Annotated in this window: 19 protein-coding genes and 1 tRNA gene; 9 read left to right on the top strand and 11 right to left on the bottom strand. The window is 58.3% G+C overall.

The genetic code is table 11. The features are described from left to right. Window positions 1–28: 28 nt before the first annotated feature. Together PFZ56_RS23025 and PFZ56_RS23020 are read right to left on the bottom strand one after the other, a co-directional pair. A complete protein-coding gene (locus PFZ56_RS23025; protein ID WP_102863142.1) occupies window positions 29–415 on the bottom strand; it encodes a hypothetical protein in 387 nt (128 codons plus the stop codon). A gap of 11 nt (window positions 416–426) precedes the next feature. Then, window positions 427–987 carry a hypothetical protein gene (locus PFZ56_RS23020; protein ID WP_170003590.1) on the bottom strand — a complete coding sequence of 187 codons (561 nt, stop codon included), beginning with the start codon at window positions 985–987 and terminating at the stop codon, window positions 427–429. 347 nt (window positions 988–1,334) lie between these two features. On the opposite strand from PFZ56_RS23020, the gene PFZ56_RS23015 reads away from it, so the two are divergent. Beyond that, window positions 1,335–1,628 (top strand): hypothetical protein, encoded by a 294-nt coding sequence (locus PFZ56_RS23015; protein WP_170003587.1) that lies wholly within the window; start codon window positions 1,335–1,337, stop codon window positions 1,626–1,628. Window positions 1,629–1,770: 142 nt separating this feature from the next. Here the strand turns inward: PFZ56_RS23015 and PFZ56_RS23010 are convergent, their stop codons facing one another. Together PFZ56_RS23010 and PFZ56_RS23005 are read right to left on the bottom strand one after the other, a co-directional pair. Further along, window positions 1,771–1,920 carry a hypothetical protein gene (locus PFZ56_RS23010; protein WP_170003584.1) on the bottom strand — a complete coding sequence of 50 codons (150 nt, stop codon included), beginning with the start codon at window positions 1,918–1,920 and terminating at the stop codon, window positions 1,771–1,773. A gap of 172 nt (window positions 1,921–2,092) precedes the next feature. After that, window positions 2,093–2,338: a hypothetical protein gene (locus PFZ56_RS23005; protein ID WP_170003581.1), complete on the bottom strand. Its 246-nt coding sequence runs from the start codon at window positions 2,336–2,338 to the stop codon at window positions 2,093–2,095. Window positions 2,339–2,537: 199 nt separating this feature from the next. Between PFZ56_RS23005 and PFZ56_RS23000 the strand changes: the two genes are divergently transcribed. From PFZ56_RS23000 to PFZ56_RS22990, 3 genes are all read left to right on the top strand, one after another. Next, on the top strand, window positions 2,538–3,041 hold the full coding sequence (locus tag PFZ56_RS23000) for a hypothetical protein (protein ID WP_102863146.1): 504 nt from the start codon (window positions 2,538–2,540) through the stop codon (window positions 3,039–3,041). Between the two features lie 75 nt (window positions 3,042–3,116). Further along, window positions 3,117–3,350 carry a YceK/YidQ family lipoprotein gene (locus PFZ56_RS22995; protein ID WP_102882572.1) on the top strand — a complete coding sequence of 78 codons (234 nt, stop codon included), beginning with the start codon at window positions 3,117–3,119 and terminating at the stop codon, window positions 3,348–3,350. 122 nt (window positions 3,351–3,472) lie between these two features. After that, window positions 3,473–3,925, top strand: coding sequence for an anti-virulence regulator CigR family protein (locus PFZ56_RS22990; protein WP_102882573.1), 453 nt, complete (start codon window positions 3,473–3,475; stop codon window positions 3,923–3,925). Window positions 3,926–3,995: 70 nt separating this feature from the next. On the opposite strand, the gene fabF is transcribed toward PFZ56_RS22990, so the two are convergent. Beyond that, entirely contained in the window at window positions 3,996–5,264 is a 1,269-nt protein-coding gene (gene fabF, locus PFZ56_RS22985; RefSeq protein ID WP_102882574.1) for a beta-ketoacyl-ACP synthase II, read from the bottom strand. Between the two features lie 116 nt (window positions 5,265–5,380). Here fabF and PFZ56_RS22980 point away from each other — a divergent pair, with 116 nt between their 5' ends. Continuing rightward, the gene (locus tag PFZ56_RS22980; protein ID WP_102882575.1) at window positions 5,381–5,866 is read left to right on the top strand and encodes a helix-turn-helix domain-containing protein; all 486 of its coding nucleotides are present in this window, start codon (window positions 5,381–5,383) and stop codon (window positions 5,864–5,866) included. Here PFZ56_RS22980 and PFZ56_RS22975 read toward each other — a convergent pair. From PFZ56_RS22975 to PFZ56_RS22960, 4 genes are all read right to left on the bottom strand, one after another. Then, window positions 5,853–6,641, bottom strand: a complete 789-nt coding sequence (locus tag PFZ56_RS22975; RefSeq protein WP_134929254.1) for a hypothetical protein — start codon at window positions 6,639–6,641, stop codon at window positions 5,853–5,855. The two genes, PFZ56_RS22980 and PFZ56_RS22975, sit on opposite strands and share 14 nt — an antisense overlap. 306 nt (window positions 6,642–6,947) lie before the next feature. Beyond that, window positions 6,948–7,661 (bottom strand): HAD family hydrolase, encoded by a 714-nt coding sequence (locus PFZ56_RS22970; protein ID WP_102882577.1) that lies wholly within the window; start codon window positions 7,659–7,661, stop codon window positions 6,948–6,950. Window positions 7,662–7,766: 105 nt separating this feature from the next. Further along, window positions 7,767–8,300, bottom strand: coding sequence for a hypothetical protein (locus PFZ56_RS22965; RefSeq protein ID WP_170003578.1), 534 nt, complete (start codon window positions 8,298–8,300; stop codon window positions 7,767–7,769). A 56-nt stretch (window positions 8,301–8,356) separates the two neighbouring features. Beyond that, a complete protein-coding gene (locus tag PFZ56_RS22960; RefSeq protein WP_102882579.1) occupies window positions 8,357–8,989 on the bottom strand; it encodes a TetR/AcrR family transcriptional regulator in 633 nt (210 codons plus the stop codon). Between the two features lie 93 nt (window positions 8,990–9,082). Between PFZ56_RS22960 and PFZ56_RS22955 the strand changes: the two genes are divergently transcribed. Next, window positions 9,083–9,691, top strand: coding sequence for an NAD(P)H-dependent oxidoreductase (locus PFZ56_RS22955; RefSeq protein ID WP_123394352.1), 609 nt, complete (start codon window positions 9,083–9,085; stop codon window positions 9,689–9,691). A 586-nt stretch (window positions 9,692–10,277) separates the two neighbouring features. Here PFZ56_RS22955 and PFZ56_RS22950 read toward each other — a convergent pair. Beyond that, complete coding sequence (locus PFZ56_RS22950; protein ID WP_110596569.1) at window positions 10,278–10,766, bottom strand: ATP-binding protein; 489 nt, start codon at window positions 10,764–10,766, stop codon at window positions 10,278–10,280. 368 nt (window positions 10,767–11,134) lie between these two features. Here PFZ56_RS22950 and PFZ56_RS22945 point away from each other — a divergent pair, with 368 nt between their 5' ends. The 3 genes from PFZ56_RS22945 (at window position 11,135) to PFZ56_RS22935 (ending at window position 12,340) form a co-directional block, all read left to right on the top strand. Next, entirely contained in the window at window positions 11,135–11,398 is a 264-nt protein-coding gene (locus PFZ56_RS22945) for a DUF1652 domain-containing protein (protein WP_102863157.1), read from the top strand. 281 nt (window positions 11,399–11,679) lie between these two features. Beyond that, entirely contained in the window at window positions 11,680–11,886 is a 207-nt protein-coding gene (locus PFZ56_RS22940; protein WP_102882582.1) for a hypothetical protein, read from the top strand. 367 nt (window positions 11,887–12,253) lie between these two features. Then, a tRNA-Leu gene (locus tag PFZ56_RS22935) sits at window positions 12,254–12,340 on the top strand. A 186-nt stretch (window positions 12,341–12,526) separates the two neighbouring features. Here the strand turns inward: PFZ56_RS22935 and PFZ56_RS22930 are convergent. Beyond that, window positions 12,527–12,874: a tyrosine-type recombinase/integrase gene (locus PFZ56_RS22930; protein WP_394304468.1), complete on the bottom strand. Its 348-nt coding sequence runs from the start codon at window positions 12,872–12,874 to the stop codon at window positions 12,527–12,529. Window positions 12,875–13,047 lie beyond the last annotated feature (173 nt).

The following is a 13,047-nucleotide window of genomic DNA, read 5'->3' as shown; positions in this document are numbered from 1 at the left end:
CCTTGAACTATCTATGTCGGGCCAGCCACTAAGGCGCCAAGGCCACGCCCGTGCAGCGGCCACGAATGGAGAAGTCCTTGATCTGTCTGGCCTTGTCGACAGTCATGGAGAGGGTGCAGCCGCTCGTGTGAGTGACATCGTCCCAGTAGTTAGTGTGGACCATCACGCCGCCCTGCATCTCACTGGAGCTGCCGACCACTTCCTTTTTCACGTAGGAAGTGTCGCGGTACCACTGCATTTGCACTTCGCTGCGGTCGGGCGAGGGCTGCATGCGTCCGGGCGGGCCGAAGAAGTCGATGGCTTCCTTGGCATCGCGTCCCTTCCATTGCTGGCCGGCCCTGTATTCCGGGAGGGTGGGAATGCAGCCGCTCAGCAAAGGCAACAGCAGGCCGAGGGCAAGTAGGTGCCGGGTCATGACAGCCTCCTTCATTGCGCGCTGTTGCCGAGCATTGCGTCCAGGCTCTGCACGGCCTCGCTGTTGGCCTGGATGCCGTAAAGTTGCTGGAACATGGCCTGGACGGTCTCGACCATGCGGCCGGCGGCCATTTTGCCCATTGGCAGCATCTGGTTGTTTTCGCGGTTGCCTGCTGCGCAGACGAAGGCGAAGGTGCGTTGCAGCCAGTAGTCTTTCGGGGCGATCCAGCCCTGGGCAGTGGTCACGTCCTTCATGGCGTGGTCGAAGCGGCGCATGGCGCGGGCGCTGTCGAAGCGCACTTTGCGCTCCTTGCACTTGTACTGGATCTCGTAGGCCGCCAGCACGGGCATCGCCGGGTCTTCGAAGATCTGCATGATCATGGCCGACTGCACCCCCTGGGGCTTTTGCAGGATGCCGGCGGCATCGGCGACGAATACCTCGTTGTGGTAACGCTCGCCCTTGCCGTAGACGATCCAGTATTCACCTTGAGGCGTGGCGAGTGCCGTGCCGCTGGTACACAGCAGGATGAGTGATAGCGGCAACCATCTGGCGTGGGGGAATGGAATCGCCATGATATTTCCTTCCTTGATGGGGCTTGTCCGTGGCCGCATGGGACCGTCCAGAAGAAGGAATATAGGTCTGGCCGGCAGTAGCGGTCGATTAGGGCGGATGTGCTAATGGCGCATTGCCGTTATCGATCGGGTCAACGAAACCTGTGAGTGGCGGTCGTCTGCATGATCAGAACCTTGGGCATGCACAGGTGCGGTGTTAAAGTGCCGCCACTGAAAAGGGAGAGCGGGATGCGGGGCCAGATACTGGATATCTCGACAGAGGTCGAATCGTTGCTCCTGCAGCTGGGGGCATCAGGCCGAGGTCTGCATGAAAAACTGAGTTCCATTGAGGGAATGATCAGCCGCCAATGGCGAAAAAGATCCGCTGGATTGCGAGCGTGCGCAACAAGGCGGTTCATGAGCGTGTTGTCGAGGTGGATCTTGAAGACTTCAGCAAGGGCGGGGCGCAAGTAGTCGCTTATCTGAAGCAGCTTGTTGCTTCGATAACACCTAAGCAGACCCAGCACAAAGAACCGCAAGGTTCGCCTGAGCCAGGCAAGTCCTGGGCCGAGAAGGATGGTTGGGAGAAGACCAAGACGGTCGGTACCTATATGGCGGCCGGTGCAGCTGTGGTCGCTTGGTTGTTCATGTCCTCCAAATGAGTCTTCACGATTGCTTATGGCCCGGTTCTCTTGCCGGGCTTTTTCGTTTCCGGCGGCCTGATGCTGGAAACTGTGGTTCTGGAAAGACGCGGTATTGCTGAGTATTGGGCGTTGTGTCACTGAGTGCTGAGTTGCCTGGCCATCACATCTCAATGGTCGGCATGGTGCTTTTGCCGCAACTTATCAGTTGTCCCGCCGTGACCTGCAGTCCAGTTGTTGGTTTTGCCGCGTACCCGGCAAAGAAGCCGACGGACACCAAGGCAATGTAGAGGACGGTTTTTCTCAGGGCCATGCTGGCACTCGCTCACTGTTTGATAGGGAAATGCCCAGCACTGATCCTCATTGAGGAAAAAGGTTCCAGGTGAACGATGTTGCGCGTGCTTCACTAGGGACGATGCAAGTTTGGCCATTGGCGGTGATTCGGCCCCGGGCTCAACTTGCCACAGGGTGGCAAGTTGCTCTATTCAGCAAAGGCTATCGGCTGGAGAGGCTAGGGAAAGGGGTGGAAGGCCCATGTCGCGAATGGCCGCGGCGAGTTTGTCCTGATAGATCGTCAGAATCGAGTAATCCAGCTTTTGGGTGATGTTGGCGCCGCCTGCGCAATTGGCCAGGAGTTCATCCAGGGCGCCGGCCACCAGGTCTGCGGTGACTTGCAGGACATTCAATCCAAAGCGGTTATCGACAATGACCAGATTCGTTAAGTCGTACATACAGCCCCTATGGTCACTGTGCTTATGAGTAGTGGCTATGAGCCATGATTATTTTAACTAAACGGCAGGTGCGCTGTCATCGGGAGAAGATGGGCGGTGTTGCGGGCTGATAGGCGTTTGCGCTTCTGAATTTTCAGCACGCCTGTGGCAGCCCTGTGTACCATTGCTGCCCGCGAAAAAAGCACCAGAGGCAATCTGCATGCTGATATTGAAAAAGGGCGACAACCAGGGCTTGAGGGTAGGGCCGCGCTGGCCGTCCGCAAAGGTGTTGATGGAGCGCGAAGTCTTTGTGCAACTGCTCAAGGTCCAGTCCAGCCTGCCGCGTTCGGTGCAGTTGCTGGTGACCCGGGGCTACGAGCGCAAAAGCAGTTACCTGGGGTTTTTCAGGACGCTGTCACGCTGGCTGGGGATCAGGTTGTTCTGCCTGTGTTATCCGGGGCGTAAAGAGGAGCTGGAGGATATCTTCGGTTCCAATGGCCATGATGTGGATGGCACTCATATCGATGTGTCCATTGTCTTCAATGGCAAGCGCCTGCGCTTTTTGCCACTGGGGGTGTTTACCCCGCCGGCGCGCCAGCAACAGTTGCAAGGGCGGTACTCGGCTGTCGTTGATGAGGTCAAGAACCTGTTGAAGCGTCACGGTTTCGAGATTCATCGCAATCACACGGAAAGCCTGCAGATTCATTGCGACTACAAGGCCTGATAGCCAGGAACCGTCGTCCTGGGCTCGGCTGCCGAGTCCATAGCGCTCATGTCATGAACGTAATAAGGAAGTTATGTGTTGCGAAGTCTGTTGTTGCTGGTGTTGATCTTTGTCTTGAGTGGATGCACGGCCCTGATGACTCGCACTACTCCCATGAGTTGCCCCTATATCGGCGTGCGCATGGATTGGGCATTGGCTAAGGAGAACAACGGTGTGCTCTGGCCTTTTCTGGCGTTGGATGCTCCATTCTCCGGCGTGGTGGATACGCTGATGTTTCCCTTCGAGTATCAGTACAGCTGCACGCTTTGATCTTGAGCTGGCCGATGACCTGCCGCTCACTCATGGCGGCCTCTATGTGTCTGACCTTCGATCACTGACAGAGACGACCGTCTACAGTTAAGTGTGACCTTGGCTTCCTAAAGAGAACCGACATGCTCAAGTCTCGCTCGTTGATCGCTGTTCTTGCCGGCGTGCTCCTGGCTGGCGCTTCCCCTCTGGCATTGGCCGACCCCGGAAATGGCAAGGGGCAGGGGCATTCCAAACACAGTTCTCAGGGTGACCAGGGGGGGCATGGCAAGGGGAAGAAGTCAGGCGCCGATGACTGGAGTCATGGCCCCAGTGTCGATCGCGGCAGTGTCCTGGGCATATTGGGTGGGCACCGTGACTACTGGAGCCCGGGACCGGCACTGCCTCCAGGCATTCAGAAAAACCTGGCTCGGGGCAAACCTCTGCCCCCGGGAATTGCCAAGAAGCTGGACCACCGGCTATTGGGGCAGCTTCCTCGCTATGACGGTTATGAATGGCGGCAGGCCGGAACCGACCTGATTCTGGTGGCTATCGCCAGCGGGATCATCTACGAGGTGCTCAATGACGTCCTCAACTGATTGGCGGGCCTGTTGAGGTTTCAGCCTGTCGTGGCTGAAATCTCAACATCGAGTCCGTCTTCTCGAAGCGTTATTGCCAGCGCTTGAACAGCACGCTGGCATTGACCCCACCAAAGCCGAAACCATTGGACAGTGCGTATTCCATGGCCATTTTGCGTGCCTGGTTGCGCACCAGGTCAAGGCCCTCGGCGGCGCTGTCCGGGTTGTCCAGATTGAGGGTTGCGGGCGCGATCTGGTCACGCAGGGCGAGGATGGCAAAGATCGCCTCGATGCCGCCGGCGGCACCCAGCAGATGCCCGGTGGCGGACTTGGTGGCGCTGATGGCCAGGCCACTGCCGGTGCCGAATACAGTCCTGATGGCAGCCAGTTCGCCCTTGTCGCCCACTGGCGTGGAGGTGGCATGGGCATTCAGGTGCTGGACCTGAGAGGCTTGCACGCCGGCCTGGCGCAAGGCTTGCTGCATGGCACGCCGGGCGCCGTCGCCATCTTCCGGACCCGCGGTCATGTGGTAGGCGTCGGCGCTGGTGCCATAGCCCACCAGCTCCGCAATGGGCTGTGCGCCCCGAGCCAGGGCATGTTCCAGCTCTTCGATGACCAGCAGTCCGGCGCCTTCACCCATGACAAAGCCATCCCGTGCCTGATCGAAGGGGCGTGAAGCCCGTTCCGGGGTGTCGTTGTACTCGCTGGACAGCGCGCGGGCTGCGGCGAAGCCACCCAGGCTGACCCGATGGATCGCCGCCTCAGCTCCACCACAGACAGCGATGTCTATTTCACCGGCGCGGATCATCCGCGCGGCGTCGCCAATGGCCTGGACTCCGGCAGCACAGGCAGTGACTGGCGCTCCCAGTGGTCCCTTGAGGCCGTGGCGGATCGAAACGTGACCTGCCGCCATATTGCTCAGGAATGACGGAATGGTGAACGGCGACAGGCGCCGCGGGCCCTTGCTGTCGGTGGTTCGCACGGCATCGGCGATGGCCGGGAAGCCGCCTACACCAGAGGCAATGATGGTGGCTGTACGTTCCTGGGCCTGGGGACTATCGGGTTTCCAGTTGGCCTGGGCCAGGGCTTCTTCGGCCGCTGCCAGGGCGAAGAGGATGAAACGGTCCATCTTGCGCTGTTCCTTGGGGGCCAGCAGCCGGTCCGGGTCGAAGCCTGCCTGGGGATCCTCGAGCGCGCCGGGCACCTGGCCGCCAATGGTGGTGGGCAGATCCTGGATAAACTCTTCGGGCAATTGACGGATTCCGGATTGTCCCGCCAGCAGGCGCTGCCAGACCTGCTCGACCCCACAACCCAGTGGAGTGATTGCGCCCATACCGGTGACTACGATGCGTTTACTCATGCGGGTCCTGCTCCTTCAGTTGCTTTGCGTGGGGAACAACGAAACGTGGACGATACTATCATCATGAAAGTAACATCCGAATCCACAAATACTGAGGTGCATCGCAGGAGCCAGCCATGCAACGAAAAAGTCTGATCGACGCTGAATGTCCCATTGCCCGCAGCCTGGAGCGAGTCGGCGAATGGTGGAGCATCTTGATCATGCGCGACGCGCTGCATGGCCTGAGGCGCTTCGACGAATTCTCCCGCAGCCTGGAGATCGCCCCGAACATGCTGACCCGACGCTTGAACTCACTGGTGGAGGCGGGGCTGTTGGAGCGCCAGGCCTACAGCGAGCGCCCCTTGCGCTATCAATATGTGCCTACAGCCAAGGGCGAGGATTTCCGTGTCGTACTCATGGCCTTTGTAGCTTGGGGCAATCGCCACTACGCGCCCGAGGGCGAAAGCGTGCAACTGGTCGAGCGTGAGAGCGGACGACCTGTGCAGCCAGTGATGGTGGATGTTGCCGATGGTCATCTGGTGCCGTTGCAGGCGTGCACGGTACAGGCGGGACCTGCTGCCAGCGTCGGCATGCGTCAGCGACTGATGGCTATGGTGGAGTGAGTCCGGTTTGGGGCTGGCTCCGTGGAGCGGCTGCGCTGCCGGGCGGCTCGCTCTGGACGGTGGGTCCCGGGAGAAGGACGGAAGGATTGAGGTTACTGGGGATTAATTTGCCCACCACGTAGCCGCTGTGGCTGATCAGGGCCAGCAACAGCAGTGTGTTATGCAGTTTCGGCAACACCTCCAGCACCCAACTGCCTGAGCCAAGGCTATGGCCGACGGCGGCGCCATAGACAAACACCACCACCATGGTGATCAGCAGCATCTGCAGGCGTGGCAGGTCGACGATGACGCCATTGCTCACGTCCTCGCCGCGAATCAGGTCGGCCAATCGCGCATCCTTCGGGTCACTCTTCATCAGCACCTGGCCCTTGGCCGACGGCAGAGCGACCAGGCTCTGGCTGTCGAGCAACTGCTGGCCGGTGGTTGCCAGAGCGCTGGTGTCTGCAGGCTGCTCGGCCTTGCGGTTCAAGGCCATGGGGGCTGTGACGAAGCTGGCCAGGCTGAAGCCCATCAACGCGATCAGGTTGTAGTCCAAGTCCACCATCAGCGCTGTAGTGGCGTTTCCCCGGACAATGTTGCCGATGTACACCGTATACAGAGTGGCCAGTACCAGCAGTGTCCACAGGGTCATTTGCAGGCGTGACAGCGAATACCGATTGCGCTCGTCAATCAGCACCCCAAGCACCCGGCCGCGAATTCGTAGACCGGCGAGGACGAACAAGACGAACAGGCCGGCCAGGCAACTGGCCCAGGCGCCCAGGCGTGGCCAGTCCAAAGCAGGTGCAATTGTCAGGTACGGGGGAGGGTTGGGGTGACTCAGAAGTAGGGCGGCGGGTGCGCCGGTCGCGAGCAACACGGCCAGCGTACGCAGCAGATAGCCATTGTTTTTCATCGTGGCAGGCCCTCTCCTTGTGTAGGCGGCTGTTTTTCCTTGGTCTGCGAGGCCGCTCTTGTCCCCAGGCTGCTTGACGTCGCGGGCGCCCTCCGGCTCATGGCCGCTGGGGCGCCTGCTGTTGGGTATAGCGAATCTTTTTCCTGGCCGTTTGCCGTTGGTCGGGTGTTTTGTAGGGGGCGGCGGGTGTCAGCGAGCGCCAAGCCCGCGGCGCCAGGCCGGGTGGAAGTGTCGCCAGTGGGCGTCCTGTGCCGCCGCCAGGAGCTCGCGGTCACCCCGGGTATCGCCCCAGGCCCTGAGTCGATATTGGTTCAATGGGCCGTAGACACTTTCCAGGCGCAGTACCTTGTTTTCGCAACGGCAATTGTGGCCGGCGATGCGGCCGGTCAGCACGCCATCGACCACCTCCAGTTCGGTTCCGATCAGCCTGATGCCCAAGCGTGTGGCGAAAGGCTGCAGCACCAGGGCCGGCGACGCCGAGCACAGGGTCACCAGCGCTCCGGAACGCAGTTCCCCGGCTACGGCTTGCAGCCCACTCGGGCGCATCAGTCGGGTCCAGGATTTCAGACAGAAGGCTTCGGCCTGTTGCTGGAGCCACGCCGCCTCGATGCCCTTGAGAAAGGTGCTGATCAATTGCGCCTTGAGTCGGTCGCGGTCAACGCGACGAGTCAGGTAGCCCAGGCTGGGTAGCGCCAGCTTGAGTATCCGTTGGTTGAACCCGCGTTGCCCGAAGGCAAACTTCAGAAAGGGCACAAAACTGTCGTGGCGAGTGAGGGTTCCGTCGAAGTCGAATACCGAAAGCACTGGGTTGGCATCGGCGTTGAGTCCAACGGCGTCCGGGGGTAGCGGCTGTGTTTCAGCCTCAGCGCTCAGGGGCGGCAGGGTCTTAGGGTGGGGCGACATAGCTGTTCTCGGTGGTTGCAGCCGCTTGATTCGCGGCCGGTATTGCCAGTAATGGATGCAGTTTACGCGCTCCAGCCTTTAGCCGCGGGCCGGATAGCCGGAGGATCAGAGGCGCAGCATGGGCAAAGGTTTCCAGGGGCGGATCAGCAGTTGCTTGAAAGACAGCTGAGCCAGGCGCAGATGAAAGCCTGCATCAGGAAAGGCTGAAAATACCCGGCGGCGATCGTCTCGCGAGAGGCCGAAACTCAACATTCCCAGCGACACATCTATCCAGTCGGCTCGGCGAAAACTTTCCACCAGGCTGCCTGGGTGTGGGGCGGCGGTGATCTTGTGGTGCTGTTCGATCATTGCCAGCACTTCGGCTTTCCACTCGGACCTGTCTATTTCATCCAGGTGGTTTTCAGCCAGGCGCAGCGATGGCGGTAGGTAGTCGAATGTCTTGGCGGTCCAGATGCCCAGGTCGTGGAAGGCGCCGGCTATGACCAGTTTCTGCAACTGCTGGGCATCGGCATTGATGAGCAGGTTGCAGAAGTTGATGACCCGGTACACATGGTTGCGATAGCCGGTGAAGTCCTTGCCCAACTCTTGGCGATAGCGTTCCAGCAATTGATCCAGCGGTTCCAATCGTGTCAGCAACATTGCTTTTCCCTTGCAGGACTGGCGCTGGGGCCGGTCATTGATATCCGGGCAGTGGCTCATTGGGTTGCAGAGGTGCTGGCACGTGCTCTTTCAACCATGGCCACGATGGTGGCGCAGAGTTCTTCCTGGGCTTGTGCGGGGGTGATTTCTCCCAGCGCCGCCGCGTGGGAAACCGCTTCGGCCGCACCCAGCATGGCGCGCAGCCCGGCCCTTGCGATCACGGCTCCGGCGGCGAAGGGTTCCAGAGCATGACGGCATTTCTCTAGGAATATTGCCTGGTAGTCGCGCTTGATGATCTCAAGCTCCGGCGAACTGGCCAGGGCGGCAATCACCCCGGGGATTTCGCGGCCCTGCAACAACACGCAGTCGACGTAGGACGTGGCAATGACCGCTGCGCGGGCGGCAAGGGTCGGTTCGCTGGTTTGCAGGGCCTGTTCCATCAGCAGCGTCTGGCGCTGGTCGAAGTCCTGATACAGCGCCGCCAGGAGCACCGCTCGAGTGCCGAAATGGTCGTAGACCACCGGCTTGGTGACGCCGGCCTGTTCCGCCAGATATCCCAGGGTCAGCGCCTCGGTGCCGTGCTCACGGACAATCTGCCAGGCTACGGCCATCAGTTGTTGCAGGCGTTGCTCCCGCGACAGGCGCCGTCGCGGCGATGAAGTGGAATCGGTTTTCTGACTGCTTGACATGGCTATATACCAAAAGTAACTTATCGGCAGTAACTTACTAAAAGTATATAAAGCTCAATCCCCCAGCGCAATCCGTCCGCAGGAGTACTCGCCATGCATGCACTTATTGTTGTCGCTCATCATGATCCCAAGTCTCTCACCCATAGCCTCGCGGCGCAGATTGCCGAGGGGGTGGGACGCGGTTCCGGGCATTCATTCGAGATTGCCGATCTCTGGGCTGAAGGGTTCGAACCACGCTTCGGTGCTGCCGATATTGCAGTGCATCGTACCCAGGTGCTTCCTCCCGCCGATGTGCTCGCCGAACAGGCCCGGATCGACCGCGCCGATGCTCTGGTGCTGGTCTACCCGGTTTATTGGTGGTCCATGCCGGCGCTGCTCAAGGGCTGGATTGATCGCGTGTTCTCCAATGGCTGGGCCTTCGATTTTCGCGCGGACGCCAAGCTGGAGAAGAAGCTAGGGCGTCTGAGCGTGCACCTGATAGGCGTTGCCGGGGCCGACGTTGGCACTTATGAGCGACATGGTTATCTCGGCGCGATGCAGACCCAGATCGACCATGGAATCTTCGACTACTGCGGCGCCAGGGTGCTGACCTCGCAACTGATGTTTGACTCGGAGAGCGGTGATGTGGCGCCTTGCCTGGAGCGGGCACGAGCGCTAGGGCAGGCACTGTTCAGTACCACGGCAGTCGTCGAGTCGGCGTGAGAAGGGGGCTGGAACCGTTTTCAACGCAGCATCACCGAGTACAAGGCTTTTCGTACAAAGCCTAGCCCCAGCAACACCAGGCAAAGGTGGACAGGCACAGCATCAGGGGCAGGGCGTCGAGAAAGTCATTCATACCCACACATTCCATTCAGGCAAGTGCCGGCAATTTAAGGTGAGCAACGTTGTCTGTCTGTTGCGATTCTGTGAATTTTCAGCGCATTTTCGTTTAACGGTGGACGGGCTCTCGCACTGCGGTGATGGGCAATTCAGGCGCATCATCTTGGCGCCTAAAAAGGTGCGAGAAGGCGTGACATGAAACTCAAATGCTCAAAAAAAGTGTGGATATTTAATGACTTAGGTGATTTTATTTGCGTTTTTTCTTCAAAATATCTTGTTACAGAATGTACTGTTCCGTTACTATAGCTCCGCGTTCACCTACCACGGTTTATGCATTTTTAGCCCCAAGTGTCCATCAGCTACTTGGGCTTTTTTTTGCCTGAAATTTGTCTCCGCCGCCTTTCTCGACGCACCCTTCCTACGCAAGCTTCAGAAGCCGGCCCGGCATCGCGGGCGACAATCCCGCAATTCAGTGCTCCAGGATGTGCAGTCCTTCTTCCGTCTGTGGAAGCTCGAAGTAACGGCAGATCAGCTCGAATTGTTCCTTGCTGGTACTAAAGGGGTGATCTCCCAGGCTGTTACGTTCCCGCAGTCTTGTCAGGCAGACATCCTCATCGACATTCAACAGGTGCAGTCGATGCTCGACCTGTGCTTGATCTGCCAAGGCTCGCAACCAGGCGCGTTGGGCCAAAGTATTGGCGGGGAAGTCCAGCACGACATTGTTGCCACCACGCAACAGACTGATCAGCAAAGGCTCCAGTGCGTTTTTCAGGCGCTGGGCATGCAGCGCATAGTCAGCAACTGAATGAATAAGGCCCGGATACAACTGCGCCAGCCATTGGTCCTCACAGATCAACACGCTGCCGGGAGCCTGGGCCAGTCGCTTGGCCAGTGTGGATTTACCCGAGGCGATCTTGCCGCACAGCAGGTGTAGAACAGCAGGGGATGAGTGACTCATGCTTGTCTCCTGGGGGGTTGCGCTTCAGAAGACGGGTGATAAAACCCGCCTCTGAGGCGGGTTGATTAGGGGTTGAACGACCGCTAGCCCACCTTGCTGGTGCAGGCGGTCATAATCGCGGCGGGGCGGGACTGAAGATTCAGGTTCATAGGCTTGAAACTTACACAACTGACGGAAAAAAGCACAGCGCAGAATAACGCTGGAGAAGCAGGTAGGCCCAGGCGATCAGAGCGTGGCCTGGCGCAGAAACTGCGCAGTAGAACTGAGAGGTAGTTAGCATTTGTTGTGTGTTTTTTCGATACAAAGGATCAGGTGCTGACCTATTCTGAATGGGAAAAATCCACAAAACTCCACACAGGCGATAAGCCATGCTCTCCACCAGCGAGCTTTGTCACATCTTGGAGTCCGGCTTTCTCCCGCTTTCCTGCGTCTGCAGCGTGCATCCCAGCGGCTCCCTGACGATCAAGATCTACGATGCCGATTCAGGCCGGGTGGATTTATTGTTAACCGGAGTCTCGACTGCCGAACTCACCAGTGTGCGCGACATCTCCAACCTGATCGGCGAGTTGCGTACTGAGCTCCGGGCAGGGCGCAGAGGCTTTGCCGGTGGTTTTACCAACTACGCTGGTTGACACCCCACCGGTTGTCATTGGTGACAGTTGAACATGTCATTCTGAACGCATAGTTTTGTGGCGTTCGCCCGGTATCTATGACTCTTTACCGGTTCATGGATGGCGAGGTCATGTGTACTGGGCGAACTCCGTTGGCTATCGATGTGCTTATTTCCAGCCCAGAGTCTGTAGTATCTCATTGCAGCGTCAGTATCTGGTCAATGAACCGGGACGCGGCATGCCATGACTTTTGACTCTTCGATCTGTCCTTGCGGATTGACTCGATATCAAGGAAGACCTCCATGAACATAGGCAATACGCCTCCCGCCAATTACACCTACGCACAACTGTCAAAGGTGCTGGAAAACAACCGCACAGTGACCCAGGTCAAGGGCCCCGAGGCGCCAGTGGAACAGGCGTTTTCGACTCACCTGGAAACCGAGTTGACCGCCCCCCAGGACGACCCGCTCAAACTCAAACTATCGTTGAATTTTCTGGCTGAAGCTTGAGACCTGCCAAGGGCCCGCTTCGCGCTGAACGCATTGCATGGTTTGACTGGCGCCCCTCTCGAATGAGCTTGTGGTTGGTGATAAGTCTTTATAAATCAGTTGGTTGGATAAATTCTCCGTGTTAGTCTTGGCGCCGTTTAACAAGTCGACGCGATGTTTGGTGACCCTATCCAGGATGATCAGACCGCCGCTGTAGGCTGCTGATTTACTGGGTTTTTTTACACAGAGCTCAGAGTGAAGGGAGAGGTTTTTTTGCCTGCTTCGACCTTGCTTCACAAGGACTGGATGTATATATTCCACACCCTGCTTTAAGCACTGGCCGGCCTGATGCCGATTGACTGTTCCAGTGCCGCGTGATCGCGCTACCGCCCGAATGGCGAAACTGGTAGACGCATGGGACTTAAAATCCCCCGCTCGTAAGGGCGTGCCGGTTCGATTCCGGCTTCGGGCACCATCTATTTCAAGGGCTTGCACGGTTTTTTTGAGTGAGCCTTATCCTGAACTGCTCCGCAATTTCAAATACTGCTCCGCAATTCACTTTGTAGGCGAGACCTTCTTACCTATCCGATTGCGAATGTAGTGCTCGGTCATGACGACAGTTGTGTGCCCAAGCTGGTCGCGTGCTTGCAGAATATCTCCGCTAGCTTCGAACTTCTCCGTGCCTGCTTTTTGCGCGCAGATCCCTCATCTGAAAATCAGCCTTTTTAACCCCGGCCGCCTCTCGAGCAAGGTCGAATCTTCTTCGTCGCATTGCCACCGTCAATGGTGTGCCATTTTCCAAAACGATCAGCCGCGTCGAGCGGAATTGGTGGGAGTCCTTCCTCGCCATTATTCGATCAAGAACAATCTTCAGTTCGCCAGTGATTTCGATGCGGCGCTTTGCCTTGGTCTTTCCTTGCTGAACAGCTAAGCGGCCATCGCGAACATCGCGTTCATCCATTTTCAATGTGTCGGCAATGCGCTGACCGGTCAGATAGAAGAGGTCCATTGCGTCCTGGAGCCCGACATCAGCTTTTTCGTAAACCCTCTGGAATAGTTCGTCTTCAACGTAGTTGTCTTGCCCCGTCTCCTTGTTACCCTTGATCCCTGTGCAGGGGTTGGCGAGAGCTGTATAGCCCTTGTTACGGGCATAGTTCCAGATCGCACTAAATAGAGCCTTCT

Origin of the sequence: Pseudomonas danubii (genome assembly GCF_042980055.1) — a bacterium.
GTDB classification, from domain to species: Bacteria; Pseudomonadota; Gammaproteobacteria; order Pseudomonadales; family Pseudomonadaceae; genus Aquipseudomonas; species Aquipseudomonas danubii.
Note: the sequence above shows the minus strand (reverse complement) of the source record. Positions and strands in the feature narration are given on the sequence as shown.

Bases quoted from the DNA above. Each gene is read 5' to 3' on its own strand.
- PFZ56_RS22960 (WP_102882579.1), bottom strand. From the start codon at position 8,989: ATGTCAAGCAGTCAGAAAACCGATTCCACTTCATCGCCGCGACGGCGC.
- PFZ56_RS22965 (WP_170003578.1), bottom strand. From the start codon at position 8,300: ATGTTGCTGACACGATTGGAACCGCTGGATCAATTGCTGGAACGCTAT.
- PFZ56_RS22970 (WP_102882577.1), bottom strand. From the start codon at position 7,661: ATGTCGCCCCACCCTAAGACCCTGCCGCCCCTGAGCGCTGAGGCTGAA.
- PFZ56_RS22930 (WP_394304468.1), bottom strand. From the start codon at position 12,874: ATGGACCTCTTCTATCTGACCGGTCAGCGCATTGCCGACACATTGAAA.
- PFZ56_RS23010 (WP_170003584.1), bottom strand. From the start codon at position 1,920: ATGGCCCTGAGAAAAACCGTCCTCTACATTGCCTTGGTGTCCGTCGGC.
- fabF (WP_102882574.1), bottom strand. From the start codon at position 5,264: ATGAGTAAACGCATCGTAGTCACCGGTATGGGCGCAATCACTCCACTG.
- PFZ56_RS22990 (WP_102882573.1), top strand. From the start codon at position 3,473: ATGCTCAAGTCTCGCTCGTTGATCGCTGTTCTTGCCGGCGTGCTCCTG.
- PFZ56_RS23025 (WP_102863142.1), bottom strand. From the start codon at position 415: ATGACCCGGCACCTACTTGCCCTCGGCCTGCTGTTGCCTTTGCTGAGC.
- PFZ56_RS22980 (WP_102882575.1), top strand. From the start codon at position 5,381: ATGCAACGAAAAAGTCTGATCGACGCTGAATGTCCCATTGCCCGCAGC.
- PFZ56_RS23015 (WP_170003587.1), top strand. From the start codon at position 1,335: ATGGCGAAAAAGATCCGCTGGATTGCGAGCGTGCGCAACAAGGCGGTT.
- PFZ56_RS22940 (WP_102882582.1), top strand. From the start codon at position 11,680: ATGAACATAGGCAATACGCCTCCCGCCAATTACACCTACGCACAACTG.
- PFZ56_RS22955 (WP_123394352.1), top strand. From the start codon at position 9,083: ATGCATGCACTTATTGTTGTCGCTCATCATGATCCCAAGTCTCTCACC.
- PFZ56_RS23005 (WP_170003581.1), bottom strand. From the start codon at position 2,338: ATGTACGACTTAACGAATCTGGTCATTGTCGATAACCGCTTTGGATTG.
- PFZ56_RS23000 (WP_102863146.1), top strand. From the start codon at position 2,538: ATGCTGATATTGAAAAAGGGCGACAACCAGGGCTTGAGGGTAGGGCCG.
- PFZ56_RS22945 (WP_102863157.1), top strand. From the start codon at position 11,135: ATGCTCTCCACCAGCGAGCTTTGTCACATCTTGGAGTCCGGCTTTCTC.
- PFZ56_RS23020 (WP_170003590.1), bottom strand. From the start codon at position 987: ATGGCGATTCCATTCCCCCACGCCAGATGGTTGCCGCTATCACTCATC.
- PFZ56_RS22950 (WP_110596569.1), bottom strand. From the start codon at position 10,766: ATGAGTCACTCATCCCCTGCTGTTCTACACCTGCTGTGCGGCAAGATC.